We start from the raw sequence: 23,805 nt of genomic DNA on the forward strand, positions 1-23,805 counted from the left end.
GGACCAGTTCGTGGAGGCGGTGCTCTCCAGCTACCTCGCCCATCTGGCCGTGGAGCGCGGCCTGGCCGCCAACACGCTCGCGTCCTACCGCCGTGACCTGCGCCGGTACTTCGAACACCTCCAGGCGCGCGGCCGCCTGGAGCTCGACGAGGTGGGGGAGGCCGACGTGCTGGCCTTCCTCGCGGCGCTGCGCGAGGGCGACGGCGAGCACCCCGCCCTCGTCGCCAGCTCCGCCGCCCGCGCCGTCTCCGCCGTGCGCGGGCTGCACCGCTTCGCCCTGCGCGAAGGCGTCACGGCGCACGACCCCGCCCACGAGGTACGCCCGCCGCGCCAGCTCCGCCGGCTGCCCAAGGCCATCGGCGTGGACGAGGTCGAACGCCTCATCGCCGCCTCCGGCCCCGACGGCGCCCCCCTCACGCTGCGCAACCGCGCCCTGCTGGAGGTCCTGTACGGCACCGGTGCCCGCATCTCCGAGGCCGTCGGCCTGGCCGTCGACGACCTGGAGGACGACCAGGTGCGCCTGCACGGCAAGGGCGGCCGCACCCGCGTCGTCCCCCTGGGCAGGTACGCCCGTTCGGCGCTGGACGCGTACCTCGTGCGGGCCCGCCCCGGGCTGCTCGCCCACGGCCGCGGCACCCCCGCCGTCTTCCTCAACGCCCGCGGCGGCCGGCTGACCAGGCAGGGAGCCTGGGAGGTGCTCCAGGCCGCCGCCGAACGAGCCGGACTCGACGGGATAAGCCCGCACGTACTCCGGCATTCCTTTGCAACTCACCTCATTGACGGCGGCGCTGACGTTAGGGTGGTACAGGAGTTGCTGGGCCACGCCTCGGTGACGACCACACAGGTCTACACCCTGGTCACGGTCGACAAACTTCGCGAGGTCTACGCCGCCGCGCATCCACGCGCCCGGCAGTGATCTATAGTCTTTTGGGACGTGCGCCGGCCCACGGCGTGCCGCCTTGCCGCGTTAAGTAGTGACGCCATAGTGTCCGTCCGGACGGTCCGGTTCGGGATCGTCAGGGAGGTTCGAGCTGGTGACTGTGGAGACCAAGGGTTCGACCCCGGGGACCCCCGACAACCCCTGGGGCGACACCAAGACCAACGCGCCTTCCAACGGCGTCAATCTCGGCCCGACGCAGCGGCCACGACCGGTGTTCCCGGATCCGGTGCCCCCGGCGGTGCACGGCCCGGCGCGCGTGGTCGCGATGGTCAACCAGAAGGGTGGCGTCGGCAAGACCACCACCACCATCAACCTGGGCGCCGCACTCGTCGAGTACGGCCTCAAGGTGCTGCTGGTCGACTTCGACCCGCAGGGCGCGCTGTCCGTCGGCCTGGGCATCAATCCGCTCCAGCTCGACCTGACCGTCTACAACCTGCTCATGGAGCGCGGCGTCACCGCCGAAGAGGTGCTGCTGCAGACCGGCGTCGAGGGCCTCGACCTGCTGCCCAGCAACATCGACCTGTCCGCCGCCGAAGTCCAGCTCGTCACCGAGGTCGCCCGCGAGCAGGTGCTCGGCCGCGTCATCAAGCCGCTCCTGCCGCACTACGACGTGTGCCTCATCGACTGCCAGCCGTCGCTCGGCCTGCTCACCATCAACGCCCTCACCTGCGCCCACGGCGTCATGGTGCCGCTGGAGTGCGAGTTCTTCGCCCTGCGCGGCGTCGCCCTGCTCATGGACACCATCTCCAAGGTCCAGGAGCGGCTCAACGAAGAGCTCGAGATCGAGGGCCTGCTCGCCACCATGTACGACGCCCGCACCCTGCACGGGCGCGAAGTGCTGGCCCGCGTCGTGGAGGCGTTCGGCGACAAGGTGTTCCACACCGTCATCAACCGCACGGTGCGCTTCCCCGACGCCACGGTCGCCGGCGAGCCGATCACGACGTTCGACCCGTCGTCCCTCGGCGCCAACGCCTACCGTGAGCTGGCCCGCGAGGTGCTCTCGCGCTGGCCGGCGCCTGCCACAATGGCCAGGTGACCACCGAGCAGCCGCCGCCCCCGCAGGGCTTCCAGGTCCACCTGGACGTCTTCGAGGGCCCGTTCGACCTGCTTCTCGGCCTCATCGCCAAGCACAAGCTCGACATCACCGAGGTCTCCCTCTCCAAGGTCACCGACGAGTTCATCGCCTACATCCGCTCCCGCGGCCCCGAATGGGACCTCGACCAGACCAGCCACTTCCTGCTGGTCGCCGCCACCCTGCTCGATCTCAAGGCGGCCCGGCTGCTGCCCAGCGGCGAGGTCGAGGACGAGGAAGACCTCGCCCTGCTGGAGGCCCGAGACCTGCTGTTCGCGCGGCTGCTGCAGTACAAGGCGTACAAAGAAGTCGCCAAGGTCTTCGCAGGGCGCATGGCCGAAGAGGCGCTGCGCTTCCCCCGCACGGTGCCGATGGAGGAGCAGTTCGCCAACCTCCTGCCCGAGCTCATCCTCGGCATCGGCCCCGAACAGCTCGCCCGCATCGCCGCCAAGGCCTTCACCCCCAAACTGCCGCCCACCGTCAACCTGGGCCACGTCTACCAGCCGCTGGCCAGCGTCAAGGAGCAGGCGGCCATCCTCGTCATGCACCTGCGCCGGCTCCGGCGCGCCACCTTCCGCCAGCTCGTCGCCGACTGCGACGGCACCTTCGAGGTCATCGCCCGGTTCCTGGCCGTGCTGGAGCTCTTCCGGGAGTCGGCGGTGACCTTCGAACAGGTCGAACCCCTGGGCGACCTGCACGTGACCTGGACGGGCTCCGACGACGGCGACGTCGCGGTGGGGGACGACTACGAGGAAACCGCGGAGAGACCAACGCCATGAATGACGACAACCCACTGCCGACCCCCCGCCGCTCCCCCGACGCGGACCCACCCCTCCCCGCCTGGATGACCCTCCCCGGCTCCCTCGCCCAACCCGGCGCACCGCAGGTGGAGGCCGACCACGCCGCCCTGGGAGACTCTGGGGCGGAGAGCACGGGACCGGACACGGCGGACGCCGAGACGGCGAGCGCCCGCGGTGCCGGCGTTGAGGATCCCGCCCTTGAGGACACCGGGCCGGAGGACACGGCCGGCGATGACCTTGAGGACGCCGACGCGGCGGGCGCGGTGCTTGCGGACGTCGTGGCGGACGACGCGGTCGGCCCGCTGAGCGCGGGGCATGCGGACGTCGTGGCGGACGACGCAGTCGGCGCGCTGGGCGCCGGGTTCGTGGGCGTCGAGGTGGACGATGCGGTGGGTGCCCTGGGCGGGGAGCTGGTGAGCGCCGGGTCGGCCGGTCGTGGTGCGGCGGAGCTGGGCGCAACGCGTGCGTCCGAGGAGGCGGGTGAACGCAGTGAGGCCGACGGGATCGCGGAGAGGGCCGGGGGAAATGGGGGAGGGCCGACGCTGGAGGCGGCGTTGGAGGCTATCCTGCTTGTGGTTGACGAGCCCGTCGCCGAGGTGACCCTGGCCCAGGTGCTGGAGCGGCCCACACACGAGGTGGGTGCCGCTCTGCGTGCTCTGGCCGCGGAATACACCGCCGCCGGGCGGGGTTTTGACTTGAGAGAAGTCGCGGGCGGCTGGCGGTTCTACACGCGGGCCGATTGCGCGGCGCTGGTCGAGCGGTTCGTACGCGACGGCCAGCAGACGCGGCTGACCCAGGCCGCGCTGGAGACACTCGCGGTCGTGGCCTACCGGCAGCCGGTGAGCCGCGCCCGCGTCGCCGCCATTCGCGGCGTCAACAGTGACGGCGTCATGCGAACGCTCGTCGCCAGGGGGCTGGTCGAAGAGGCCGGCACCGACCCGGAGAGCCAGGCAGTGCTCTACCGGACAAGCTCATACTTCCTTGAACGTCTGGGACTGCGGGACCTGAGCGAGCTCCCCGAGCTCGCGCCCTTCCTCCCCGACGACGTGGAAAATCTCGAGGAGACAACAAAGTGATCAACAGGCGTAGCACCCCGTCCGGTGATGGACGCGGTCGTGGACGTGCCGCCGGCTCCGGCCGTGCCGGGCGTCCCGCCTTCCGCTCCGACGACACCCGCGGCGGTTTCCGCCGCGACGACGACTCCCGCGGCGGCGGCCCCCGCCGTGACGAGCGCGCCTCGCGTGACTCCCTGCGCGCCGACCGGGGCGGCACCCGCGCCCGGTACGGCGGCAGGCGCGACGGCGACAACGAGGGCCGTTCCGGCCGCGACGACCGCTTCGGCGGCGATCGCGGCAGCCGTTTCGGCGGCGACCGCTTTGGCGCTGGCCGTGGTGACCGTGGCGACCGCTTCGACGGTGGCCGGGGCGAGCGCAGTGACCGTGGCGACCGCGGCGGCAGGGACGAGCGTGCCAGCCGTTACGGCCGCGATGACTGGTCCGGAGGTCGCGGTGAGCGCGACGACCGCTTCGGTGGCCGCGCCGACCGCTTCGGCGGTGGCCGTGGTGACCGTCCCGCCCGTGAAGAGCGGTTCGGTGGCCGGAGTGACCGTCCCGTCCGCGATGACCGGTTCGGGCGTGGTGAGCGTGGTCCGCGCGGCGAGGAGCGGGGCGGTTTCCGTTCCGACCGCCGTGACGACCGGCGCGACGACCGCCGCTTCGAGAGCCGTGACGCGGGCCGTGCCTCAGGACGCGACGACCGCGGCTATGCGAGCCGCGACGACCGCGGCTACGTAAGCCGTGACGACCGTCGTGAGGACCGGGCCGGTGGGTTCCGGGCGGGGCGGAGCGGGCGTAGGGAGGAGTTCGCGCCGAGGCCGGCCGGCTCGACCCGGTCCCGTTACGGCCGCCGCGACGGCGACGACCGTCAGGGTGGCGAGCGCCGCGCGCCGCGCCGTGACGGCGTGCAGACCATCGGCGGCGGCCCCAGGCGTGGCGGGGGCTCCCAGAGCTTCGGCCAGGGCAATGGCCAGGGCTACGGCCAGCGCTCCGGGCAGGGCTCTCGGCAGGGTTACGGCCAGGGCTCCGCGCAGGGCCGCAGCCAGGGCTCCGCACAGGGCCGCGGTCAGGGGTCCGGGCAGAGTTACGGGAGCCCGCAGGAGAGGCGGGTGAAGGCGGCCAGGCAGCCGCTGCGCGACCACGCCTTCTACCCCGAGGGCTACACCGACGAGCGCGACACCACCGAGGTCCCCGGCGGCGTGCGGCTGCAGAAGGTGCTCGCGCAGGCGGGCGTGGCCAGCCGCAGGGCGTGCGAGGAGATGATCGGCGAGGGCCGGGTCACGGTGAACGGCCAGGTCGTGCGGAGGTTCGGCGCGAAGGTCGACCCGGCGACGCAGGTCATCCACGTCGATGGCAAGCGCATCCCGACGGCTCCCGACCTCGTCTACTACGCCCTGAACAAGCCCATCGGCGTCGTCTCGACGATGGACGACCCGCAGGGCCGCCCGTGCCTGGCCGACTATGTGGAGGAGCTGGCGCCGCGCCTGTTCCACGTGGGCCGGCTCGACACCGAGACCGAGGGCCTGCTGCTGCTCACCAACGACGGCGAGCTGGCCAACCGGTTGACGCACCCGAGCTACGGCGTGCAGAAGAAGTACTGGGCGAAGGTGCCGGGGCCGATCCCGCGCGACCTGGGCCGCCGGCTCAAGCAGGGCATCGAGCTGGAGGACGGCATCGCCAGGGCGGACTCGTTCTCGATCGTGCAGGAGCACGGCCAGCAGGCGCTGGTCGAGGTCGTCCTGCATGAGGGGCGCAAGCACGTGGTGCGGCGGATGCTGGAGGAGGCCGGTCACCGGGTGATCGACCTGGCCAGGATCGAGTTCGGGCCGGTGAAGCTGGGCCGGACGAAGCCCGGCACCGTCAGGGCGCTGACCTTGAAGGAAGTCGGCGAGCTGTACGCGGCCGTGAAGCTGTAATCTGGCCGGACGAAGGAGCCCGTGCGAACCTCCGCACGGGCTTCGCGTCTATGGAACCCGTCGGAAGGGGACGAACCACATGGTGCGGGCGATCCGTGGGGCCATCCAGGTGGATGCCAATGACCGCGACTCGGTCATCTCGGGCACGACCGAGCTGGTCAGCGCGATCATGGAGCGCAACAGCCTGTCCCCGGACGACGTGATCAGCGTGTTGTTCACGGCGACGCCCGACCTGACGGCGGAGTTCCCGGCGCTCGCGGCGCGTAAGCTGGGTTTCCACGAGGTGCCGCTGATCTGCTGCACCGAGATCGACGTGCCGGGGGCGCTGCCCCGCGTCGTACGCCTCATGGCCCATGTGGAGACCGACCGGCCGCGTTCGGAGATCCAGCACGTCTATCTGCGCGGCGCGGTGGCGCTGCGCCAGGACATCGCCCAGTAGGGCACCCGCACCACCCCCGCTCCAGCGCACGGCCAGCCGGCCGCGCGAAACCACCAGCCCGCACGACCCGATGAATCAGGACATCGCGATGGATCTTCGTACCGTGCTCGTCGTCGGCACCGGCCTCATCGGCACCTCAGCGGCGCTGGCGCTGCGCAAGCGCGGCGTGCGGGTGCTGCTCGCCGACCGCGACCAGGGCGCCGTGCGGCTGGCGCGGGAGCTCGGCGCGGGCGAGGAGTGGCAGCCGATCAAGGGCGAGCAGGCGACGGTGCCGGCGGCCGAGCGGGCCGACCTGGCGATCATCGCGGTGCCTCCGGCGCACGTGGCGACCGAGCTGCTGGAGCTGCAGCGCATCGGCGCGGCCCGCTTCTACACCGACGTCGCCAGCGTCAAGGCCGAGCCCATCCACCGGGCCGCGCAGCTCGGCTGCGACCTGGCCACCTACGTCGCCTCCCACCCGCTGGCCGGCCGCGAGAAGTCGGGGCCGGGGGCGGCCAGGGAAGACCTGTTCCTGGGGCGGCCGTGGGCGCTGTGCCCCACGGAGGAGGCCGACCCCGAGGCGAAGGCGGCGGTGCTGCGGCTGATCGAGCTGTGCGGCGCCAACGCGGTCGAGGTCGGCGCGATCGACCACGACCGCGCGGTCGCCGTGGTCTCCCACGCGCCGCACGTGGCCGCCTCCGCCGTGGCCGCGCGCCTGGCCGACGCCACGGACGTCGCGCTCGGGCTGGCCGGGCAGGGCGTGCGCGACGTCACCCGCATCGCGGGCAGCGACCCGGGGCTGTGGCTGGGCATCCTGTCCGGCAACGCCTCCCCGGTCGCCGAGGTGCTGGAGGCGGTGGCCAACGACCTGGCCGACGCGGCGAGCGCGCTGCGTGCCCTGGCCGAGGGCGACGGCACCGCCACCAACGAGATCACCCAGCTCCTCAAGCGCGGCGTGGCCGGCCACGACCGCATCCCCGGCAAGCACGGCGGCCCGGCCTCGTCCTACGCCGTCGTCCAGGTCGTGATCGGCGACCGGCCCGGGCAGCTCGCCCGGCTGTTCCAGGTGTGCGACGAGATCGGGGTCAACGTCGAGGACGTCCGCCTGGAGCACGCCCCCGGCCTGCCCCTGGGCATCGCCGAGCTGTCGGTGGAGCCCGACGCGGCCACCACGCTCACGGAGGCGCTGCACGAGCGGGGCTGGCAGGTTCCCTGAGCAGCGGGGTGCCCGCCCGTCACACCGCGATGGGAAGCTTGTCGTAGCCGCGTACGGTGCTGCTGTGCAGGCGTGCCGCGCGCTCGTGGTCGACCTCCCACACGGGGAAGCGCCGCAGCGTCTCCTCCAGGCCGACGCGGGCTTCGAGGCGGGCGAGGGCGGCGCCGAGGCAGAAGTGGATGCCGAGGCCGAACGCGAGATGCCCGTCGAAGCGGCGGTGGATGTCGAAGCGGTCGGCGTCGGCGTAGGCGCGTTCGTCCCGGTTGGCGGCCCCGGTGAGCAGCAGCACCTTCGACCCCGCCGGCAATGTCGTGCCGTGCAGCAGGACGTCCCTGGTCAGGGTGCGCCCCTGCACCGGCGACGGGGACTCGTAGCGCAGGATCTCCTCGACGGCGTTCCTCAGCAGCGAGGGGTCGGCGGCCAGCTCCGCCCGCTGGGCGGGATGCGCGGCGAGCAGCAGGCAGGCCCAGCCGAGCAGCCGGGCCACCGTCTCGGTGCCGCCGCTGACCAGCAGCCCCGCGAAGTCGGCCGCCTCGGCGGTGGTGAGCCGCCGCGCGCCCTCCCCGGTGGGCACCTCGGCCTGCACCAGCGCGCTCATCAGGTCGTCGCGGGGGCTCTTGCGCCGCGCCTCGACCTGCTCGCGGAAGTACCCGTGCAGCCGCGCCATGGCGGCGATGGCGACGTCGTTGATGATGCCCCTGCCCTCCTCGATGTGGAAGGCGCGGTCGATCTCCTGGCGTACCTCCTCCCGGTCGGCCGGGTCGACGCCGATCAGCTCGGAGATGACCCTCGACGGGAGCTGGACGGCGAAGTCCTGCACGTAGTCGAACTCGCCGGTCAGAGGGTCGAGCAGCTCGGCGCAGAGCGTGCGGACGTAGTCCTCCAGCACGGAGATCCTTCGCGGCGTGAAGGCCCGTGACACGAGCGTGCGCAGCATCGTGTGCTCCGGCGGGTCCATGAAGAGCATCATGCCGCTGCGCATCGGCTCGGCCGTCATGATCTCCAGCACGGTGCCGTACGCGGAGCTGTAGGTGCGCGGGTCGCGCGTGGCGGCCTCGACGTCCGCGTAACGGGACAGGGCGTGGAAGCCGAGCTTGTCGTTGCGGTAGACGGGCTGCTCGTCGCGCATCCTGCGCCACAGCGGGTACGGGTCGAGGTCGATCGTCGTGTCGAACGGGTCCCAGTACAGTGCGGTCACGGCACGCACCCTCCTCGGTCTGCCGTCGTCCACCGGCGCCGCCGGTCCGCCGACGTCAGCATGTCACGGTACGGCGGATCCCGGTACGGCCCTCACTCCTCCGCAGGCAGGAGGCGGTCGATGAGGGCCCTGAGCGTCTTGGCGTCGTCCGGGCCGAGCCGGTCCAGGAGGTGACGCCGGGTGGCCGTCTCCAGCGCCGGCAACGTCGCGTCGATCAGGTGCCGGCCCGCCGGGCTCAGCGTGACCTCCACCCCGTTCGGAACCTTGTCGCGGGCCACGTAGCCGCGCTCGCCCATCCGGGTCAGCAGGTGCGACAGCCGCGTCCGGTCCCAGCCGAGGGTGGCGGCGAGGGCGTTCTGGCGCAGGCTCCCGCCGGACTCGTGCAGGCACACCAGGACGCCCAGCTCCGGCTCGGACAGGCCGGACGCCGCGGTGGTCTCGGCGATGACGGCGGCGCGGACCAGCTCATGGGCGCGCTTCCAGCGCAGCCACAGCTCGGTCGCCTCACCCGGCCCAACTGTTGACATATCAACACCTTGCTTTCTAGTGTTCGTCCCGACCGCACCGCTCGATGGACAAGGACCTCTCCCATGCTCGATCCCCGGCGGCACTACGCCAGCCTGCGCCAGGTGGCGCTCCTTCCCCTCCTGCTGTTCCTCCCCGCCGTGATCGCCTTCTTCGCGGACCCGGACGTGGCGTGGGGAGAATACCTGGGCGTCTTCTTCCACCTCTCGATCCTCTTCCTGGTGTCACGCCTGGACGCGGCGCCCTGGGCCAAAGCGGCGGGCTACGGCTGGGTGGTGCTCGACGTGCTCGCCGGCATCCTCATGATCAACGCGGTCGAGTACGACACCGCCTGGGCGGTCCGGCTCGGCGGTCACGTCCTCGCCGGTGTCTGGATCGTGGCGAGCTCCCTGGTCAGCCGTTCCTGGCCGGTCCGCGTGGTCGGCGTCGTCACCGGCGTCTGGCTCGGCGGCTACTCCTTCGCCGGCACCCTTCTCGCCGAGGAGGTCCTGCGCCCGGCCGGCATCATGATCCTCGCCTGGTTCGCCCTCCTGGCGATCTTCCACCGTGACGAGCCCGCGCACGCGCCGGCACCGGCACCGGCCTGACCCTCGCCCGATGTCACGTCCGCGCCCCCTCGATCCGTCTGCAAGCACGAATCGAGGAGGTAAGGAAGATGACCGACATCCTGGTACTCGGCGGCGGCTACACGGGCGTCACGGCGGCTCTCAGGGCCGCCCGCCGGACCCGCCGCACAGGCGGGCGCGTCACGCTGGTGAACGCCTCCCCGCGCTTCACCGAGCGGCTGCGCCTGCACCGGACGGCGGCCGGCGAGCGGCTCGCCGACCACGCCCTGGCCGACGTGCTCGCGGGCGGCGGCGTCCGGCTCGTGCTGGGACGGGTGGCCGCGATCGACCCGGAACGGCACGAGGTGCGCCTCGACCCCTCCGGCGGGCAGGAGGCGCGCACCCTGCGCTACGACAAGCTGATCTACGCGCTCGGCACCGTCACCGACGTGACCGTGCCTGGTGTCGCCGAGCACGCCTACGTCTACGACGACCACGCCGCCACCGCCCGGCTCTCCCGGCACCTCGACACCCTCACGCGCGGCACGGTCGTCGTGGCCGGTGGCGGGCTGACCGGGGTCGAATCGGCCACCGAGCTGGCCGAGGCGCGCCCCCACCTGCACGTCGTCCTGCTCACCAGGGGGCGGCCGGGGGCGATGATGGGGGCGGGCGCGCGGGCGTACCTGGACAGGGCGCTGGAACGGCTCGGCGTCGAGGTGCGCGCGAGCGTCGAGATCACGAAGGTGCTGCCCGACGGCGTGGAGCTGGCCGGCGGCGAGCTGATCCACTCCGACGCGACGCTCTGGACCACCGGCACCAGGGGCTTGCCGCAGGCCGCCGCGTCGGGGCTGGCGGTGGACGGGCGTGGCCGGATCGTGGTGGACGAGGTCCTGCGCTCGGTCTCCCACCCGGACGTGTACGCCGTCGGCGACGCCGCCGCCATCACCCAGAGCTTCGGCGTCCTGCACGGCACCTGCCAGGGAGGCATCCCCAGCGCCCTGGCCGCCGCCGACTCGCTGGCCGCGACGCTGCGGGGGAGGAGGGCGCGGCCGTTCAGGTTCGGGTTCTTCCACCAGCCGGTGAGCCTGGGCAGGAAGGACGCCGTCATCCAGTTCACCCGCCCGGACGACGGCCCGCGCCGGTGGTACCTGACCGGGCGGGCGGCCATCGCCTACAAGGAGACGGTCAGCGACAGCCCGTTCACCCTGTTCAGGCTGCTCAAGCGCGGGCTGGTGCCGGTGCGGGCGTTCGGCCTGACCGCCGGGCGGTCATGACTCCGGACGCGCGGGGCTGGGCCTCAAAACCGTGGCCCCGGACGCGCGGGGGGGCGGGGCCGTGGTGATCGGCCCCGCCCGCCGCACCCCCACGTCTCAGCGTTTCGTGACCGCCTCGCTGACGGCGTTGGGTCCGTCGTACTGGCGGTCCGGCATGTTCTCCAGCGCCTGGACGATGTCGTCGCTCGCGTTGTGGTCGCGGGCCGCTTGGACCAGGTCGTCCTTGCTGGCGGGGTAGTCGACCCCGCTCAGGTGCTTCTGCAGGTCGATCGGATTCGGTGCAGTGCTCATGTCCGCCAGCTGCCCCGCTGTCACGAGACGTAACGGCGGGCCCGCGAGTTCTCCTGGGACGCCTCCAGGCTCGCCAGCCTGGCCTCGACCCTCGGTGGCACCCGCCGCCGCTCGGCCAGCACCCACGGCAGGCCGCGCAGCGCGTCCAGGGCCGCCAGCGCCGAGACGCGGTCGCGCGGCACCGTCCTGGCCAGGTGCGCGGTGCGGCGCAGCGCCGCCCGCAGCGGCCGCCGCAGCCACGTGAACCAGAGCGTGTTGCGCAGCCCGACCCGCCGCCTGCCGTGCGCGTCCCGCTGCTTGGACGCCTGGTGGTGCACGGTCAGCTCCTCCAGGTAACACAGCTCCCAACCGGCCGTGGCCAGGTCCACCGCCAGCAGCTCCTCCTCGCCGCCCAGCCACAGCCGCCGCGAGAAGCCGCCGCAGGCCAGGAACGCCTCCCGCCGCAGCACGGACGCCCCGGCGAGGAAGCTGCCCAGCGCGGGCCCCGGCAGCCAGTCCGGCCCTGGGACGGGGGAGTCGCGCAGCTCGGCCACGATCGGGTCGTCGCGCCCGCCGGGTTCGGCCAGGATGCGGGCCGTCACGACCGCCAGGCGGGGGTGGGCGTCGAGCACGTCGGCGGCCCGCGCCAGCGAGCCGGGCGCCCACCAGGTGTCGTCGTCGGCGAAGGCCACGTACGGGGTGTTCAGCCGCTCCACGCCCACGTTGCGGCCGACGGCGCCCAGGTTCTCGTCCAGGGCGACCACGTCCACCTCGGGGTACGCGCGCGCGACCGCCTCGGCGGTGCCGTCGGTGGAGCCGTTGTCCACCAGCACCACGTGGGGGCGCTCGGGGAGCGCGAGCAGGCGGCCCAGCGAGGTGAGCACCTCTTCCCGCCGGTTCCACGTGATCACGACGGCACCCACCCGCGGGTCAGGCACGCCGGCGCCCGCTTGCGGGCTGGGTGTGGTGGCGTGCCTCTGTGGATCGGGCGCAACGGCGCCCGGTTGCGGGTTCGGCGTGGCGGCGTGCGGGCGCGGGTCAGCCATCGGTCCGCTCCAGGGTGCGTCGTGCCCGTTCCACGGAGGTCGGCAGTTCGCGCCGTTCGGCGAGCGCGCGGGGCAGGCGGCGTACCGCCGTGCGCAGCCCCTCGCGGCCCGCCGAGCCGCCGCGCAGAGCCTGGAGCGTGCGGCGGGCCACCACCCGCCAGGGGCGGCGCAGCACGGCGGTCAGTACGGCGTTGCGCGCGGCCAGCACCTGCCGGCCGCGCGGGTCCCTGGAGGGCGACGGGTGGTGGTGGGCGACCACGTCGTCCACGTACGCCAGCCCCCACCCCTTCGCGGCCAGGTCCACGGCCAGCCGTTCCTCCTCGCCGAAGAAGAAGATCACGTCGTCGAACCCTCCCGCATCGAGGAACGCCTCCTTCCGCACCACCGCCCCGCACGCCAGGAACCCCAGCACGCTCGGCCCGGGCAGGTCGGGCTCGACGCCGAGCGGGGAGTGGCGCATCTGCTCGGACACCGGGTCCAGCCGCTCCTCGGGGCCGACCAGGACGCGGGCGCCCAGGACCGCGAGGCGCGGGTAGGCGTCCAGCACGTCGGCGGCCCGTTCCAGCGCGCCGGGCGCCCACCAGGAGTCGTCGTCGGCGAAGGCCACGTAGGGGGTCTCGGCCATCTGGACGCCGATGTTGCGGGCGGGCGCGCCCAGGTTCCTGCCGGCCTCGACCACGTGGACGTCGGGGAAGTGCCGCTTGACGAACGTGGCGGTGCCGTCGGTGGAGCCGTTGTCGACGAGGATCACCGGGCGTGGGTGCAGGGGAAGCGAGCGGCTGAGCGCGCCCAGCCTGTCCTTGCTCGCCACGACGACCGTGACACGGGCTCCGTTGTTCACAAGGTCTCACTTACCGGACGGAGCGGGCTTACTCCTCTTGACGGGCGGCAGGGCGGGGCGTAGGAAGGGGGTAACAGTGTTACCGACCAGAAACGGCGTTACCCTCATGACGGTTTCCGCGTACCAGCAGGCCCAGAAGGAAGGGCAGAGCGTCGTCAGGGCGGCCGTCCTCGACGCGGCCAAGCGGCTGCTCGTCACCGAGGGGCCGGCGGCGCTCACCGTGCGGCGGATCTCCGGCGAGGTGGGCTGCTCGACCAAGGTCATCTACACGCTCTTCGGTGGCAAGGACGGGCTGGGGGAGGCGCTCTGGCTGGAGGGGTTCGCGCGGTTCGAGCGGTGGCTGCTGGCGGTGCCGCCCTCCGACGACCCGTTCGAACGGCTGCACGCCGGGCTCATGGCCTACCGGGAGTACGCGCTGAGCGAGCCCGACTACTACCGGGTCATGTTCCAGGGCGCGCTGCCGGGGCTGAAGCCGGGGCCCGAGGCGGTGGAGGCGGCCAAGCGCACGTTCGAGCTGCTGCTGCGGGACGTGGTCGGCTGCCTCGACGCCGGGCTGCTGCGCGGGGCCGAGGCCAGGGAGATCGCCGACGTGTTGTGGATGGCCGTGCACGGCGCGGTGAGTCTGGAAATTTCGGGATTTTTCGATCGGGACGTGGCCGGGCGGCGCTACCGGCTCCTCTGCGTTTCGGTGCTCACCCCGTTCCTGGCGGCGGAGCCCCCGGCGGACGAGTTCCCGGCGAGCGAGTTCCTGGCGAGCGAGTTCCTGGCGAGCGACGATGGAAGGGACAGGTCATGACCACTCCGTTCAAGAACGGGTTCGCGCCGGTGAACGAGGAGATCACCGCGTTCGACCTCGACGTCACCGGCCGCATCCCGGCCGAGCTCAACGGCCGCTACCTGCGCAACGGCCCCAACCCGCTCAGCCTCGACGACCCCAGCGCCGCCCACCTGTTCTTCGGCGAGGGCATGGTGCACGGGGTGCGGCTGCGCGACGGCCGCGCCGAGTGGTACCGCAACCGGTGGGTGCGCAGCGCCCACGTCGCCGAACGGCTCGGCGAGGAGCCCAGGCCGGGGCCCGTGCACGCGGGCATGGACTTCGCGGCCAACACCCACGTCATCGGGCTCGGCGGGCGCACGTTCGCCACCGTCGAGGCGGGGGCGCTGCCGTACGAGCTGGGGTACGAGCTCGACACCATCGGCGCGTGCGACTTCGACGGCGGGCTGTCCGGCGGGTTCGCCGCGCACACCCACCTCGACCCGGTCACCGGCGAGCTGCACGCGCTGGCCTACTTCTTCGGCTGGGACCACCACCAGCACCTCGTGCTCGACCCCAAGGGCGTCGTCCGGCGCGCCACCGACATCCCGGTGCCCGACCAGCCGATGGTGCACGACTTCGCGCTCACCGAACGGTTCGTGGTGATCTACGACCTGCCCGTCACGTTCAGCATGCCCCACGCGGAGCGGGGGGACCGGCTGCCGTACGCGTGGAACGACGACCACCCCGCCCGCATCGGGCTCCTGTCGCGTGAGAGCGGCGACCTGCGGTGGGTGGACGCGCCGTCGTGCTGGGTCTTCCACACGCTCAACGCCTACGACGACGGCGACCAGGTGGTCGTGGACGTGGTCAGCTACCCGAAGGGGTTCGTGGACGCGCGGCTCGACCTCGGTGGCGCGCCCACGCTCGACCGCTGGCGGATCGACCTGACCACCGGCCGCGTCGGGCGGGCCACGCTCGACGACCGCGCCCAGGAGTTCCCGCGCATGGACGAGCGCCGCACCGGCCGCCCCTACCGCTACGGCTACACCGCCGCCACCCGCGAGCTGTTCGACGTGGTGGGCGGCGTGCGGGGCGGCGAGCTGGAGGACCTGCCGGACGGCGCGTTCGACAACACGCTCATCAAGCACGACCTGCAGCGGGGCACCCAGGAGGCGCGGCAGCTCGGGCGCGGCGCCTACGTGGGCGAGCCCGTCTTCGTCGGGGCGGGGGAGGCCGAGGACGACGGGTACGTGCTGTCGTTCGTCAACAACCCCGCCAGAGGGGCCGCCGACCTGGTCATCCTGTCCGCGCAGGACTTCACGGGCGAGCCGGTCGCCATCGTGCACCTGCCCGCCCGGGTGCCGCTCGGCTTCCACGGAAGCTGGATCGCCGACTGAACACGGGCTGGATCGGCGGGTGATCCAGGGGGGCCGGTTCGCGTGGTCGAAGGGAAGCTGGATCGGCGGGTGAGCCGGAGGCGGTAGCCTCTTCAGGTTGGATCCACACGTGAAGAGGGAGAGGCCGTGGCCGGTCTGGTCGTCGCCATGGACGGCCCTTCGGGGTCGGGTAAGTCGAGCGTGTCGCGCGGAGCCGCCCGCGCGCTTGGCCTGCGTTACCTCGACACCGGGGCGATGTACCGCGCGATGACCTGGTGGATGCTCCAGCAGGGTGTCGACCTGGCCGATCCCGCCGCCGTCGCGGCCCGCTGCGGCGAGCCCGCGATCGTCTCCGGCACCGACCCCGACGGCCCGGCCATCCACGTCGACGGCGTGGACGTAGCCGGCCCGATCAGGGAGTCCGACGTCACCGGCGCGGTCTCGGCCGTCGCCGCCGTGCCGGAGGTGCGGGCGCGGCTCGTCGCGTTGCAGCGCGAGATCATCGGCGCCGGTGACATCGTGGTCGAGGGCCGCGACATCGGCTCCGTCGTCTGGCCCGACGCCGCCGTCAAGATCTACCTGACGGCCAGCCCGGAGGCCCGTGCCCGCCGGCGCAGTGCCGAGGTGGCCGGCTCCACGGTGGAGGCGCAGCAGGAGGCCATGGCCCGGCGTGACACCCTGGACTCAACGCGTAAGACCGACCCGCTCTCGATGGCGGCTGGCGCCATCGAGCTCGACACCACCGCGCTGACGCTCGACGAGGTCATCGCCGAGGTGCTGAGACTGGTCAAAGAGCGCACCTGAGCCGTTCAGGTGCGGTACTCACCTTAAGGATGAAAAATCGTGTCAACGGGGGATTGGGTCGAGGCTGACCTCGACGAGCTGGAGATCGACGAGCACGAGCACCACAGCGCGCCGCTGCCGGTCGTGGCCATCGTCGGGCGGCCGAACGTCGGCAAGTCCACGCTGGTCAACCGCATCATCGGCCGCCGCGAGGCGGTCGTCGAAGACGTGCCGGGCGTCACCCGCGACCGCGTCACCTACGACGCCAACTGGAACGGCCGCCGCTTCACCGTCGTCGACACCGGCGGCTGGGACCCTGACGCCACCGGCATGAACCTGCGCATCGCCGAGCAGGCGCAGGTCGCGGTCGAGCTGGCCGACGTGATCGTGTTCGTCGTGGACGCCACCGTGGGCGCGACCGACGCCGACGAGATCGTCGGCTCCGTGCTGCGCCAGTCCGGCAAGCCGGTCATCCTGGCCGCCAACAAGGTCGACAACCAGCAGCTCGAGCTGGAGGCCGCCGCGCTGTGGTCACTCGGGCTCGGCGAGCCGCACCCCGTCTCGGCCCTGCACGGGCGCTCCAGCGGAGACCTGCTCGACGTCGTCCTCGACGCGCTGCCCGAGACGCCCGCCGTCACGTTCGGCACCGAGCGCGGGCCCGCCCGCGTCGCGCTGCTCGGCAAGCCCAACATCGGCAAGTCCTCCCTGCTCAACAAGCTGGCGGGCGAGGAACGGGTGCTGGTCGACCCGATGGCGGGCACCACCCGCGACCCCGTCGACGAGCTGATCGAGCTCGGCGGGCGCACCTGGCGCTTCGTCGACACCGCCGGCATCCGGCGGCGCGACCGCGAGCTGCAGGGCGCCGACTTCTACGCCGCCATGCGCACCAGGGCCGCGCTCGAACGTACCGAGGTGGCGATCGTGCTGATCGACGCCAGCGAGCCGCTCACCGAGCAGGACCTGCGCATCATCGGCCTGGTCATCGAGTCCGGGCGGGCCATGGTCGTCGCCTTCAACAAGTGGGACCTCGTCGACGAGGACCGCCGCTACTACCTGGAGAAGGAGATCGACCGGCAGCTCGTCCGCACCCCGTGGGCGCTGCGCGTCAACATCTCCGCCAAGACCGGCCGGCACGTCGACCGGCTCGTCCCGGCCCTGGAGAAGGCGCTCGACTCCTGGTCCACGCGGGTGCCGACGGCCCGGCTCAACGCGTTCCTCACCGAGCTCGTGCAGCAGACGCCGCCGCCGGTGCGGGGCGGCAAGCAGCCGAAGATCCTCTTCGCCACGCAGGCGTCCGTCGAGCCGCCCAAGTTCGTGCTGTTCACCTCCGGCTGGCTGGAGGACACCTACCGGCGCTTCATCGAGCGGCGCATCCGCGAGGAGTTCGGCTTCGCCGGCTCGCCCATCGAGGTGACCATGAAGATCCGCGAGAAGCGCGGCAAGAAGGACAAGTAATCGTTTTGCCGCCGATCCCCGCGTGATCGTAGGATCGGCGGCAACGCGTTGACGGAGACGAGTAGCCAGCGGCCCCGCACGGGCCGAGAGAGCCGCCGGTAGCTGCGAAGGCGGCGCCGTGCCCCGCTGGTGAAGACACTCCCGAGTGCGGGGAGGAAATGCCCCGCCGGCCTGACCCCCGTCATCGGGTCATCGAGGCCGTCCCCGCGGGGCGGCGAAAGTGCGGTGGCACCGGGAGCTCCCTTCTCCCCCGCACTCCCAAGGGGTCATGCACTTCCTCATGAGGAGCTGTGATGATCTCTCGTGTCATGTCGGCGGAGCTCGCGAAGCACGCCGGCCAACGAGTGACGATCGCCGGATGGGTCCATCGCCGCCGGCAACTCAAATCCGTGTCCTTCCTCGTCGTCAGGGACCGCACCGGGCTGGCGCAGGTCGTCGTGTCCGGCGACGCCGCCGCTGCCCTGACCGGCGAGGCCGCCGGTGTTGCTGCTAGGGTCACCGCTGGTGACCTGCCGTCCGAGGAGAGCGTCGTGCGCGTCACCGGCACGGTGGCGGCCAACGGGCAGGCACCCGGCGGCCACGAGCTGGTCTCGCCCGAGATCCACGTGCTCGCCCGGCCGGCCACCGCGCCGCCGTTCGACCTGTACCGGCCCGTGGTCGGGGCGGCGCTGCCGACCGTGCTCGACCACGCCCCCGTCGCGCTGCGGCACCCACTGCTGCGCGCCGGGCTGGAGATCTCCGCCGCGAGCGCGGCCGGGTTCCGCGAGACGCTCGACCGGCTCGGCTTTACCGAGATCCACACGCCCAAGATCGTCGGCTCGGCCACCGAGTCGGGCGCGAACGTCTTCGGCCTCGACTACTTCGGCCGGCCCGCCTACCTCGCCCAGTCGCCCCAGTTCTACAAGCAGGCGATGGTCGGGGTGTTCGAGCGGGTCTACGAGGTGGGGCCCGTCTTCCGCGCCGAACCGCACGACACGGTACGGCACCTGGCCCAGTACACGAGCCTCGACGCCGAGCTCGGCTTCGTCCGCGACCACCGCGACGTCATGGCCGTGCTGCGGGAGGCGGTGGCGGGCATGATCGAGTCGGTACGCCTGCGCGCCCCCGCCGCGCTCGACCTGCTCGGCGTCGTGCCTCCCACGGTGCCCGCCGAGATCCCCGCCATCCACTTCACCGAGGCGCAGCGGCTCACCTCCTCCGACGAGCCCGACCTGTCGCCGGCGCAGGAACGATGGCTGTCGGAGTGGGCCGAGCGGGAGCACGGCTCCGAGTTCCTGTTCGTCACCGGGTACCCGATGAGCAAGCGCCCCTTCTACACCCACCCCGACCCCGAACGGCCCGGCCACACCAACGGCTTCGACCTGCTCTTCCGCGGGATGGAGCTGGTCACCGGCGGGCAGCGGCTGCACCGGTACGAGGACTACGTGCGGGCCCTGGCCGAGCGCGGCGAGGGGACGGCGGCGTACGAAGGGTATCTCCAGGCCTTCCGGTATGGGATGCCGCCGCACGGCGGGTTCGCGCTGGGGCTGGAGCGGTGGACGGCGCGGCTGACGGGCGCGGCGAACGTCCGGCAGACGACGGCGTTCCCCCGCGACCTGCACCGGCTCTCACCCTGACCAGCGCATGACACCACCGCGTGCCCGCCGCCGCTCATGGGCGGGGCGGGCACGCCTCAGCGGCGCGGCATGAGGGTGGCGACCGCCGCGCCCAGCACGCAGATGAGCGCCGTCACCAGGAACATCTCCGTGTACTCCGTGTGCAGGGCCGCCTGCACCTTCGCCGTGTAGCCGGCGAGCTGCCGCTGGTACGTCTCCGGATCCACGCCGAACGGGAGCGGCGTGTCCAGCCGCGCCGTCAGCGATTGGAACCGGTGGAACCCCCACGCCGACACGGCCGCGATGCCGATCAGCATGCCCATCATCCTGGCCACCACGACCGCCGCCGACGCCACCCCGTGCTGCGCCGCCGTGCTCACCCGCAGCACCGCCGACGACACCGGCGCGATCACCAGCCCCAGGCCCAGACCGGCCAGCACCAGGTCGCGGTCCACCGTCAGGCCCGCTCCCGCCAGGTCGAGCGGCCAGCGGCTCATCAGCCAGTAGCCCCCGGCGGCCAGCACCATGCCCGCCACCGCCACGGCCCGGTCGCCCAGCCTGCGCGCCAGCAGCCCGCCCAGCAGCGCCGCCAGCGTCAGCGCCGCCAGGAACCTGGCCAGCACCAGCGCCGCCGCCAGCGGCTCCTTGCCCAGCAGCGTCTGCGCCGTGAGCTGCACGAACACCATCGTGACGAGCAGCGCGGCCCCGGCCAGGAAACTCACGGCCAAGGTGGCGAGGAGCGGGCCCTTGCGGGTGGTGGTGAGGTCGAGCAGGCGCACGGGGGAGCGGATCTCCCACCAGACGAACGCCGCCCCCGCCACCACGCCGGCCGCGATCACCGGCGGGCCCCACGGGGGGAGGACGGTGGTGGCCGGGTCGGGGTTGTAGAGACCCACGACCAGCAGCCCCAACGCCAGCGCCAGCAGCACCCCGCCGACCACGTCCACCCGCCCGGCCTGCACACCGCCGACCGTGTGCTCGGCCACCGCACCGCCGGCCACCTGCCCGGCCACCGCCCCGCCGGCCACCGCTCCGTCGGCCGCGTGCTCGGCCTGCGCGCTCCCGGTCGCCTGTCCGGCCTGCGCGCCGTGGCCCACTCGCACCGCCGCGTCGGGCGCGGCTTCGGGCGTTGTCGTGTGGGGCGCGGCGTCCGGCGCCGCCGCTGCACCCGTCAATGGTGCGGCTGCGTGGGCTGTGGTACCGGGCTGGGGTGGCGGGTTCGTGGCGCGTGGGCGTGGGGGGACGGTGAAGTGGATGGCGAGGGCGGCCAGGGCGGCGAGAGGGACGTTGATCCAGAAGATGGCGTGCCAGCCCCCAAGCTCCACCCCCGCCACCACCGTGCTGGGCACCAGCGCCAGCGCGCCGCCGTACAGGGGGCCGAGGGCGCTGCCCAGTTCCTGTGCGGCGCCCACCGCGCCCAGGGCGACGGGCCGCTCGCGTTCGTCCCACAGGTCCCCGATGAGTGCCATCGTGATCGGCAGCAGCGCGCCCCCGGCCACCCCCTGCACGGTACGCCCGGCCACCACCATCGTCTCCCCGGCGGCCAGCGCGGTCAGGACGGAGCCGAGGGCGAAGGCGGCCAGGCAGGCGTGGATGAGGGGGCGGCGGCCGTAGCGGTCGGAGAGGCGGCCGAGCAGCGGCATCGCGGCGACGTATCCGAGAAGGAAGCCCGTGACGATGGGGGTGGCCCGCTCCAGGTGGTTGAGCGGGATGCCGACGTCCTCGGCGATGTCGATCAGGACGGTGACCACCACGTACGCGTCGAGCGCCGCGAGCAGCACCACCGCGCCGCCCGCGCCGAGCACCACCCGCCGGGCCCGCCTCATCTCGCGGACCTCGCCGGAGGTCGTCTCATGGGGCTCACCCTGCGGCGGGCGGCGTGATCGTGACGGGTGCGTCGTAGTCGCTGAACGACACCGTGACGGTGCCGCCCTGCAACGGCAGGCTCGCCTTGGTGAGGCGGCTGGTGGCCTGGTCGAGCCAGACCTTGGCGTTGACGCCCTGGGTGACGCCCGGCACGATCGGTGCGATGACGTCGGCGGGCAGGGTGGCGGCGACCCGGTAGGAGCCGGACTCGGCGGCCTCGACCTTGGGGTCGGTGGCGGAGGCGAGCAGGTGGGCGATGCCCTTGGCGGGGGCCAGGATCGCGGACGGGTCGTAGTACTGGGCGAGCTGCTGCTTGCTCATCTTCTGGAAGCCGCCGGTGGGCCCCTTGAAGTGCACCGTCTCCCCGACGAGGGTGAAGGAGACCTCCTGGAGGCTGCCCAGGATGTTCAGGGTGAGCGTGCCGTCGGCGTCGCCGCCTGCCGTGAGCCGGCCGTCGGCCTTGGTGATCGGCAGGTTGGGCTTGCCCTCTGTGGTGATCGAGAAGCCGGCCGACTTGACGGCCTTCATGGCCTCGGCGGCCTTCTTCATCAGGTCGGGCCCGGCGGGCAGCTCGGCCCCGCCGCCACCCGACGAGCACGCCGCCGCTAACGCGAGCACGGCGACGACGAGGAGTCTTCTGAGCATGCCCGGATCGTATCGACCGCCGGCGCGGGCCGCGCGCGGTGGCCGATATCGGTTGGGTGTCGGCGCAGGCCCGCGGGATGTCACCGCTGGCCCCCCGGGCTCAGCGCGGGCCGGACGTCAGCACGGCGCGTCAGCGGAGCTTCTTCAGGTGCTCCACCAGCGGCGCGTACGCCTCCTCGATCGCTTCGAGCTGGTCGTCGGTGAGCCGGTCGACGAAGTGCTCGCGGACGCCCGCCACGTGGTGCGGGGCGACCCGCTGGATCGTGTCCCAGCCCTCGTCGGTCAGCACCGCGTACGTGCCCCTCCGGTCGTCGCGGCAGTCTTCCCTGACGACCAGGCCCTTGGCCTCCATGCGGGAGATCTGGTGCGACAGCCGGCTGCGCGACTGGATGGTCGCGTCGGCCAGGTCGCTCATCCGCATGCGCCGGCCCTGGCTCTCGGAGAGGTTGACGAGGATCTCGTAGTCGTTCAACGAGAGTGAGTGCTCCTGCAGCTCGCGGTCGAGCCGGTGCATGAGGAGCTTGTGCAGCGCCAGGTGTGTACGCCAGGCACGCTGTTCGGCGGGTGAAAGCCAGCGAGGCGCGCTCATGATCCCCAATCTAGCGCACGTAGAGTTGAACACCATGGGGGAGCCCAAGTCGGGGGAGAGCCTCGGCACCGTGCTCGTCGCCGGCGCCGCGAACCTCACCATCGCGCTGGCCAAGCTCGTCGCCGGGCTGATCGGCGGCTCGGCGGCGATGCTGTCGGAGGCGGCGCACTCGGCCGCCGACACGGTCACCGAGCTCCTGCTGCTGGTGGCGGTGCGCCGCGCGGGCAGGCCCGCCGACCGGCGGCACCCGTTCGGGCACGGCAAGGCCGGGTTCTTCTGGGCGATGATGGCGGCGGTGGCGACGCTGGTGGGCGGGGCGGGGTTCTCGGTCACGCACGGGCTGCACGAGATCAGCCATGGTGAGAAGCTGGCGAACCTCACGCCGTCGTACGTGGTGCTGGCCGTCTCGTTCGTGATCGAGGCGGTCTCGTTCTCGAAGGCGTACCGGCAGTTGCGGGCCGAGGCGGTCCGCTACGAGGTGAGCCCCGTGCGGCTGGTGCGGCTCACGTCCGACACCGCGTTGAAGGCCGTGCTGTTCGAGGACGCGGCGGCGCTCGTGGGGCTGCTCGTCGCCGGTGCGGGGCTGCTGGGGTCGCAGCTCACCGGCTCGGCGCTGTGGGACGGCGCCGCGTCCGTCGCGATCGGCCTGCTCCTGCTGGTCGTCGCGCTCATCCTGATCCAGTCGAACCTGTCGCTGCTCATCGGCCAGGCCGCGCCGCAGGCGCTCGAGACCGGGGTGCGGGCCGTGTTGCTGGCCCAGCCCGAGGTGGAGGACGTGGTCGAGCTGCTGACGATGATGATCGGCCCCGGCGAGGTGCTGGTCGCCGCGAAGATCGACTTCCGGGACGAGGCCAGCGCCGCCGGGGTGGAGAGCGCCTGCGAGGAGGTGGACCGGCGGCTGAGGGAGCGCTTCCCCGGCGTCAGGCAGGTCTTCCTCGACCCGACCCCCACCCGCCGCCGCTCATGAAGGCCCGTTCCTCGATCTGCCGCCACTCGTGAAGGCACACCCTCATGAAGGTGCGCCCGGGATGGGGGCGCGCCGGGCCGGGGTGTCGGTGACGACGGCCACCCTGATGTCCGGGCCGGCCGTCCACTCCAGCAGGTGGCGTCCGGTCAGGTCCTCGCCGCCCGCGCTCACCTTGTCGAGGGTCAGCTCGCCCCGCTTGATGAGCGCCTCCTTGCGCGTCCAGTGCCGGATCAGCTCGTCGTTGCCGGTGACCAGCGCCCGCTCGCGCGGGGTCAGCACGCGGTCGGCCAGCACCGTGTCCAGAGGCCCAGGGCGCACGCGCTCGGCGTCCACCCCGACCTTGCCGGGCCCGGCCGCCGCGCACACGTAGCCGCGCGTGTGGCTGAAGCTGACGCCGAGGTCGGGATACTGCTCGAAGTACGGCCTGCCGTGCCCGAAGCCGTGCATCTCGCAGTACTGCAGCAGCGTGAGCCGCGCCGGGTCCTCGCCCAGCACCTCGGCGGCGCAGAGCCGGACGAGGAGGTGAGCGGCGATGAAGATGGTGCGGTCGGTGTCGAACCTGAAGCGGGCGGCCCGCTCCTTCTCCACCTCGGTGAGCCAGTCATCGGGGGCGCGCACCTCGTCGGGGCGGCCGCCCATCGCTAAAGGGCCGATCG

The 23,805-nt window shown here is 72.7% G+C and carries 24 protein-coding genes; 15 read left to right on the forward strand and 9 right to left on the reverse strand.

Annotated features, from left to right (window positions below; translation table 11 throughout):
- The first annotated feature begins 10 nt into the window (after positions 1-10).
- The 7 genes from HCN51_RS00180 to HCN51_RS00210 all read left to right on the forward strand — a co-directional run bounded on the left by HCN51_RS00180 (position 11) and on the right by HCN51_RS00210 (position 7,417).
- On the forward strand, positions 11-916 hold the full coding sequence (locus HCN51_RS00180; RefSeq protein ID WP_080040953.1) for a site-specific tyrosine recombinase XerD: 906 nt from the start codon (positions 11-13) through the stop codon (positions 914-916).
- A gap of 124 nt (positions 917-1,040) precedes the next feature.
- A complete protein-coding gene (locus HCN51_RS00185) occupies positions 1,041-1,976 on the forward strand; it encodes a ParA family protein (RefSeq protein ID WP_418115090.1) in 936 nt (311 codons plus the stop codon).
- Positions 1,973-2,791, forward strand: coding sequence for a segregation/condensation protein A (locus tag HCN51_RS00190; RefSeq protein ID WP_168005436.1), 819 nt, complete (start codon positions 1,973-1,975; stop codon positions 2,789-2,791). The genes HCN51_RS00185 and HCN51_RS00190 overlap by 4 nt, the downstream gene beginning before the upstream one ends.
- A 524-nt stretch (positions 2,792-3,315) precedes the next feature.
- Positions 3,316-3,888 carry an SMC-Scp complex subunit ScpB gene (gene scpB / locus HCN51_RS00195; RefSeq protein WP_168006339.1) on the forward strand — a complete coding sequence of 191 codons (573 nt, stop codon included), beginning with the start codon at positions 3,316-3,318 and terminating at the stop codon, positions 3,886-3,888.
- Positions 3,885-5,783: a pseudouridine synthase gene (locus HCN51_RS00200; protein WP_346433475.1), complete on the forward strand. Its 1,899-nt coding sequence runs from the start codon at positions 3,885-3,887 to the stop codon at positions 5,781-5,783. The genes scpB and HCN51_RS00200 overlap by 4 nt, the downstream gene beginning before the upstream one ends.
- Before the next feature lie 79 nt (positions 5,784-5,862).
- On the forward strand, positions 5,863-6,222 hold the full coding sequence (gene aroH, locus HCN51_RS00205) for a chorismate mutase (protein WP_080040950.1): 360 nt from the start codon (positions 5,863-5,865) through the stop codon (positions 6,220-6,222).
- 88 nt (positions 6,223-6,310) lie between these two features.
- On the forward strand, positions 6,311-7,417 hold the full coding sequence (locus tag HCN51_RS00210; protein ID WP_080047005.1) for a prephenate dehydrogenase: 1,107 nt from the start codon (positions 6,311-6,313) through the stop codon (positions 7,415-7,417).
- Between the two features lie 19 nt (positions 7,418-7,436).
- Here HCN51_RS00210 and HCN51_RS00215 read toward each other — a convergent pair whose 3' ends face one another.
- Positions 7,437-8,615, reverse strand: a complete 1,179-nt coding sequence (locus tag HCN51_RS00215) for a cytochrome P450 (protein ID WP_206066373.1) — start codon at positions 8,613-8,615, stop codon at positions 7,437-7,439.
- A gap of 92 nt (positions 8,616-8,707) precedes the next feature.
- Entirely contained in the window at positions 8,708-9,142 is a 435-nt protein-coding gene (locus HCN51_RS00220) for a MarR family winged helix-turn-helix transcriptional regulator (protein WP_168005438.1), read from the reverse strand.
- Positions 9,143-9,205: 63 nt separating this feature from the next.
- Here HCN51_RS00220 and HCN51_RS00225 point away from each other — a divergent pair, with 63 nt between their 5' ends.
- Positions 9,206-9,727: a hypothetical protein gene (locus HCN51_RS00225; protein WP_168005440.1), complete on the forward strand. Its 522-nt coding sequence runs from the start codon at positions 9,206-9,208 to the stop codon at positions 9,725-9,727.
- Positions 9,728-9,795: 68 nt separating this feature from the next.
- Positions 9,796-10,959 carry an NAD(P)/FAD-dependent oxidoreductase gene (locus HCN51_RS00230; RefSeq protein ID WP_168005452.1) on the forward strand — a complete coding sequence of 388 codons (1,164 nt, stop codon included), beginning with the start codon at positions 9,796-9,798 and terminating at the stop codon, positions 10,957-10,959.
- A 96-nt stretch (positions 10,960-11,055) separates the two neighbouring features.
- On the opposite strand, the gene HCN51_RS00235 is transcribed toward HCN51_RS00230, so the two are convergent.
- The 3 genes from HCN51_RS00235 to HCN51_RS00245 all read right to left on the reverse strand — a co-directional run bounded on the left by HCN51_RS00235 (position 11,056) and on the right by HCN51_RS00245 (position 13,116).
- Positions 11,056-11,250 carry a DUF2795 domain-containing protein gene (locus HCN51_RS00235; protein ID WP_080047003.1) on the reverse strand — a complete coding sequence of 65 codons (195 nt, stop codon included), beginning with the start codon at positions 11,248-11,250 and terminating at the stop codon, positions 11,056-11,058.
- Positions 11,251-11,270: 20 nt separating this feature from the next.
- Complete coding sequence (locus tag HCN51_RS00240) at positions 11,271-12,152, reverse strand: glycosyltransferase family 2 protein (protein ID WP_346433509.1); 882 nt, start codon at positions 12,150-12,152, stop codon at positions 11,271-11,273.
- A 115-nt stretch (positions 12,153-12,267) separates the two neighbouring features.
- Complete coding sequence (locus HCN51_RS00245) at positions 12,268-13,116, reverse strand: glycosyltransferase (RefSeq protein WP_168005456.1); 849 nt, start codon at positions 13,114-13,116, stop codon at positions 12,268-12,270.
- Positions 13,117-13,222: 106 nt separating this feature from the next.
- Between HCN51_RS00245 and HCN51_RS00250 the strand changes: the two genes are divergently transcribed.
- The 5 genes from HCN51_RS00250 (at position 13,223) to aspS (ending at position 19,103) form a co-directional block, all read left to right on the forward strand.
- Entirely contained in the window at positions 13,223-13,912 is a 690-nt protein-coding gene (locus HCN51_RS00250; RefSeq protein WP_168005458.1) for a TetR/AcrR family transcriptional regulator, read from the forward strand.
- Positions 13,909-15,270: a carotenoid oxygenase family protein gene (locus tag HCN51_RS00255; RefSeq protein ID WP_168005460.1), complete on the forward strand. Its 1,362-nt coding sequence runs from the start codon at positions 13,909-13,911 to the stop codon at positions 15,268-15,270. The genes HCN51_RS00250 and HCN51_RS00255 overlap by 4 nt, the downstream gene beginning before the upstream one ends.
- A gap of 126 nt (positions 15,271-15,396) precedes the next feature.
- Entirely contained in the window at positions 15,397-16,053 is a 657-nt protein-coding gene (cmk, locus tag HCN51_RS00260; RefSeq protein ID WP_346433476.1) for a (d)CMP kinase, read from the forward strand.
- A 39-nt stretch (positions 16,054-16,092) separates the two neighbouring features.
- Positions 16,093-17,487, forward strand: a complete 1,395-nt coding sequence (gene der, locus HCN51_RS00265) for a ribosome biogenesis GTPase Der (protein WP_168005462.1) — start codon at positions 16,093-16,095, stop codon at positions 17,485-17,487.
- A 293-nt stretch (positions 17,488-17,780) separates the two neighbouring features.
- Positions 17,781-19,103, forward strand: coding sequence for an aspartate--tRNA(Asn) ligase (aspS, locus tag HCN51_RS00270; protein ID WP_206066374.1), 1,323 nt, complete (start codon positions 17,781-17,783; stop codon positions 19,101-19,103).
- A gap of 56 nt (positions 19,104-19,159) precedes the next feature.
- On the opposite strand, the gene HCN51_RS00275 is transcribed toward aspS, so the two are convergent.
- The 3 genes from HCN51_RS00275 to HCN51_RS00285 form a co-directional block, all read right to left on the reverse strand.
- A complete protein-coding gene (locus HCN51_RS00275; RefSeq protein ID WP_168005464.1) occupies positions 19,160-20,908 on the reverse strand; it encodes an MFS transporter in 1,749 nt (582 codons plus the stop codon).
- 34 nt (positions 20,909-20,942) lie between these two features.
- The gene (locus HCN51_RS00280; RefSeq protein ID WP_168005475.1) at positions 20,943-21,593 is read right to left on the reverse strand and encodes an LppX_LprAFG lipoprotein; all 651 of its coding nucleotides are present in this window, start codon (positions 21,591-21,593) and stop codon (positions 20,943-20,945) included.
- A gap of 130 nt (positions 21,594-21,723) precedes the next feature.
- On the reverse strand, positions 21,724-22,182 hold the full coding sequence (locus HCN51_RS00285) for a MarR family winged helix-turn-helix transcriptional regulator (protein ID WP_080040939.1): 459 nt from the start codon (positions 22,180-22,182) through the stop codon (positions 21,724-21,726).
- A gap of 34 nt (positions 22,183-22,216) precedes the next feature.
- Here HCN51_RS00285 and HCN51_RS00290 point away from each other — a divergent pair, with 34 nt between their 5' ends.
- Complete coding sequence (locus HCN51_RS00290) at positions 22,217-23,149, forward strand: cation diffusion facilitator family transporter (protein WP_168005477.1); 933 nt, start codon at positions 22,217-22,219, stop codon at positions 23,147-23,149.
- Positions 23,150-23,191: 42 nt separating this feature from the next.
- On the opposite strand, the gene HCN51_RS00295 is transcribed toward HCN51_RS00290, so the two are convergent.
- Positions 23,192-23,788, reverse strand: a complete 597-nt coding sequence (locus tag HCN51_RS00295) for a 4'-phosphopantetheinyl transferase family protein (protein ID WP_168005486.1) — start codon at positions 23,786-23,788, stop codon at positions 23,192-23,194.
- Positions 23,789-23,805 lie beyond the last annotated feature (17 nt).

Origin of the sequence: Nonomuraea composti (assembly GCF_012034275.1) — a bacterium.
GTDB classification, from domain to species: domain Bacteria; phylum Actinomycetota; class Actinomycetes; order Streptosporangiales; family Streptosporangiaceae; genus Nonomuraea; species Nonomuraea composti.

What these genes read in the sequence shown, in the direction of transcription:
- HCN51_RS00255 (WP_168005460.1), top strand. Translation starts at nt 13,909, where the DNA reads ATGACCACTCCGTTCAAGAACGGGTTCGCGCCGGTGAACGAGGAGATC.
- HCN51_RS00250 (WP_168005458.1), top strand. Translation starts at nt 13,223, where the DNA reads ATGACGGTTTCCGCGTACCAGCAGGCCCAGAAGGAAGGGCAGAGCGTC.
- HCN51_RS00225 (WP_168005440.1), top strand. Translation starts at nt 9,206, where the DNA reads ATGCTCGATCCCCGGCGGCACTACGCCAGCCTGCGCCAGGTGGCGCTC.
- HCN51_RS00275 (WP_168005464.1), bottom strand. Translation starts at nt 20,908, where the DNA reads ATGAGGCGGGCCCGGCGGGTGGTGCTCGGCGCGGGCGGCGCGGTGGTG.
- HCN51_RS00210 (WP_080047005.1), top strand. Translation starts at nt 6,311, where the DNA reads ATGGATCTTCGTACCGTGCTCGTCGTCGGCACCGGCCTCATCGGCACC.
- aspS (WP_206066374.1), top strand. Translation starts at nt 17,781, where the DNA reads ATGATCTCTCGTGTCATGTCGGCGGAGCTCGCGAAGCACGCCGGCCAA.
- HCN51_RS00235 (WP_080047003.1), bottom strand. Translation starts at nt 11,250, where the DNA reads ATGAGCACTGCACCGAATCCGATCGACCTGCAGAAGCACCTGAGCGGG.
- HCN51_RS00285 (WP_080040939.1), bottom strand. Translation starts at nt 22,182, where the DNA reads ATGAGCGCGCCTCGCTGGCTTTCACCCGCCGAACAGCGTGCCTGGCGT.
- HCN51_RS00230 (WP_168005452.1), top strand. Translation starts at nt 9,796, where the DNA reads ATGACCGACATCCTGGTACTCGGCGGCGGCTACACGGGCGTCACGGCG.
- HCN51_RS00220 (WP_168005438.1), bottom strand. Translation starts at nt 9,142, where the DNA reads ATGTCAACAGTTGGGCCGGGTGAGGCGACCGAGCTGTGGCTGCGCTGG.
- HCN51_RS00280 (WP_168005475.1), bottom strand. Translation starts at nt 21,593, where the DNA reads ATGCTCAGAAGACTCCTCGTCGTCGCCGTGCTCGCGTTAGCGGCGGCG.
- HCN51_RS00295 (WP_168005486.1), bottom strand. Translation starts at nt 23,788, where the DNA reads ATGGGCGGCCGCCCCGACGAGGTGCGCGCCCCCGATGACTGGCTCACC.
- HCN51_RS00290 (WP_168005477.1), top strand. Translation starts at nt 22,217, where the DNA reads ATGGGGGAGCCCAAGTCGGGGGAGAGCCTCGGCACCGTGCTCGTCGCC.
- aroH (WP_080040950.1), top strand. Translation starts at nt 5,863, where the DNA reads ATGGTGCGGGCGATCCGTGGGGCCATCCAGGTGGATGCCAATGACCGC.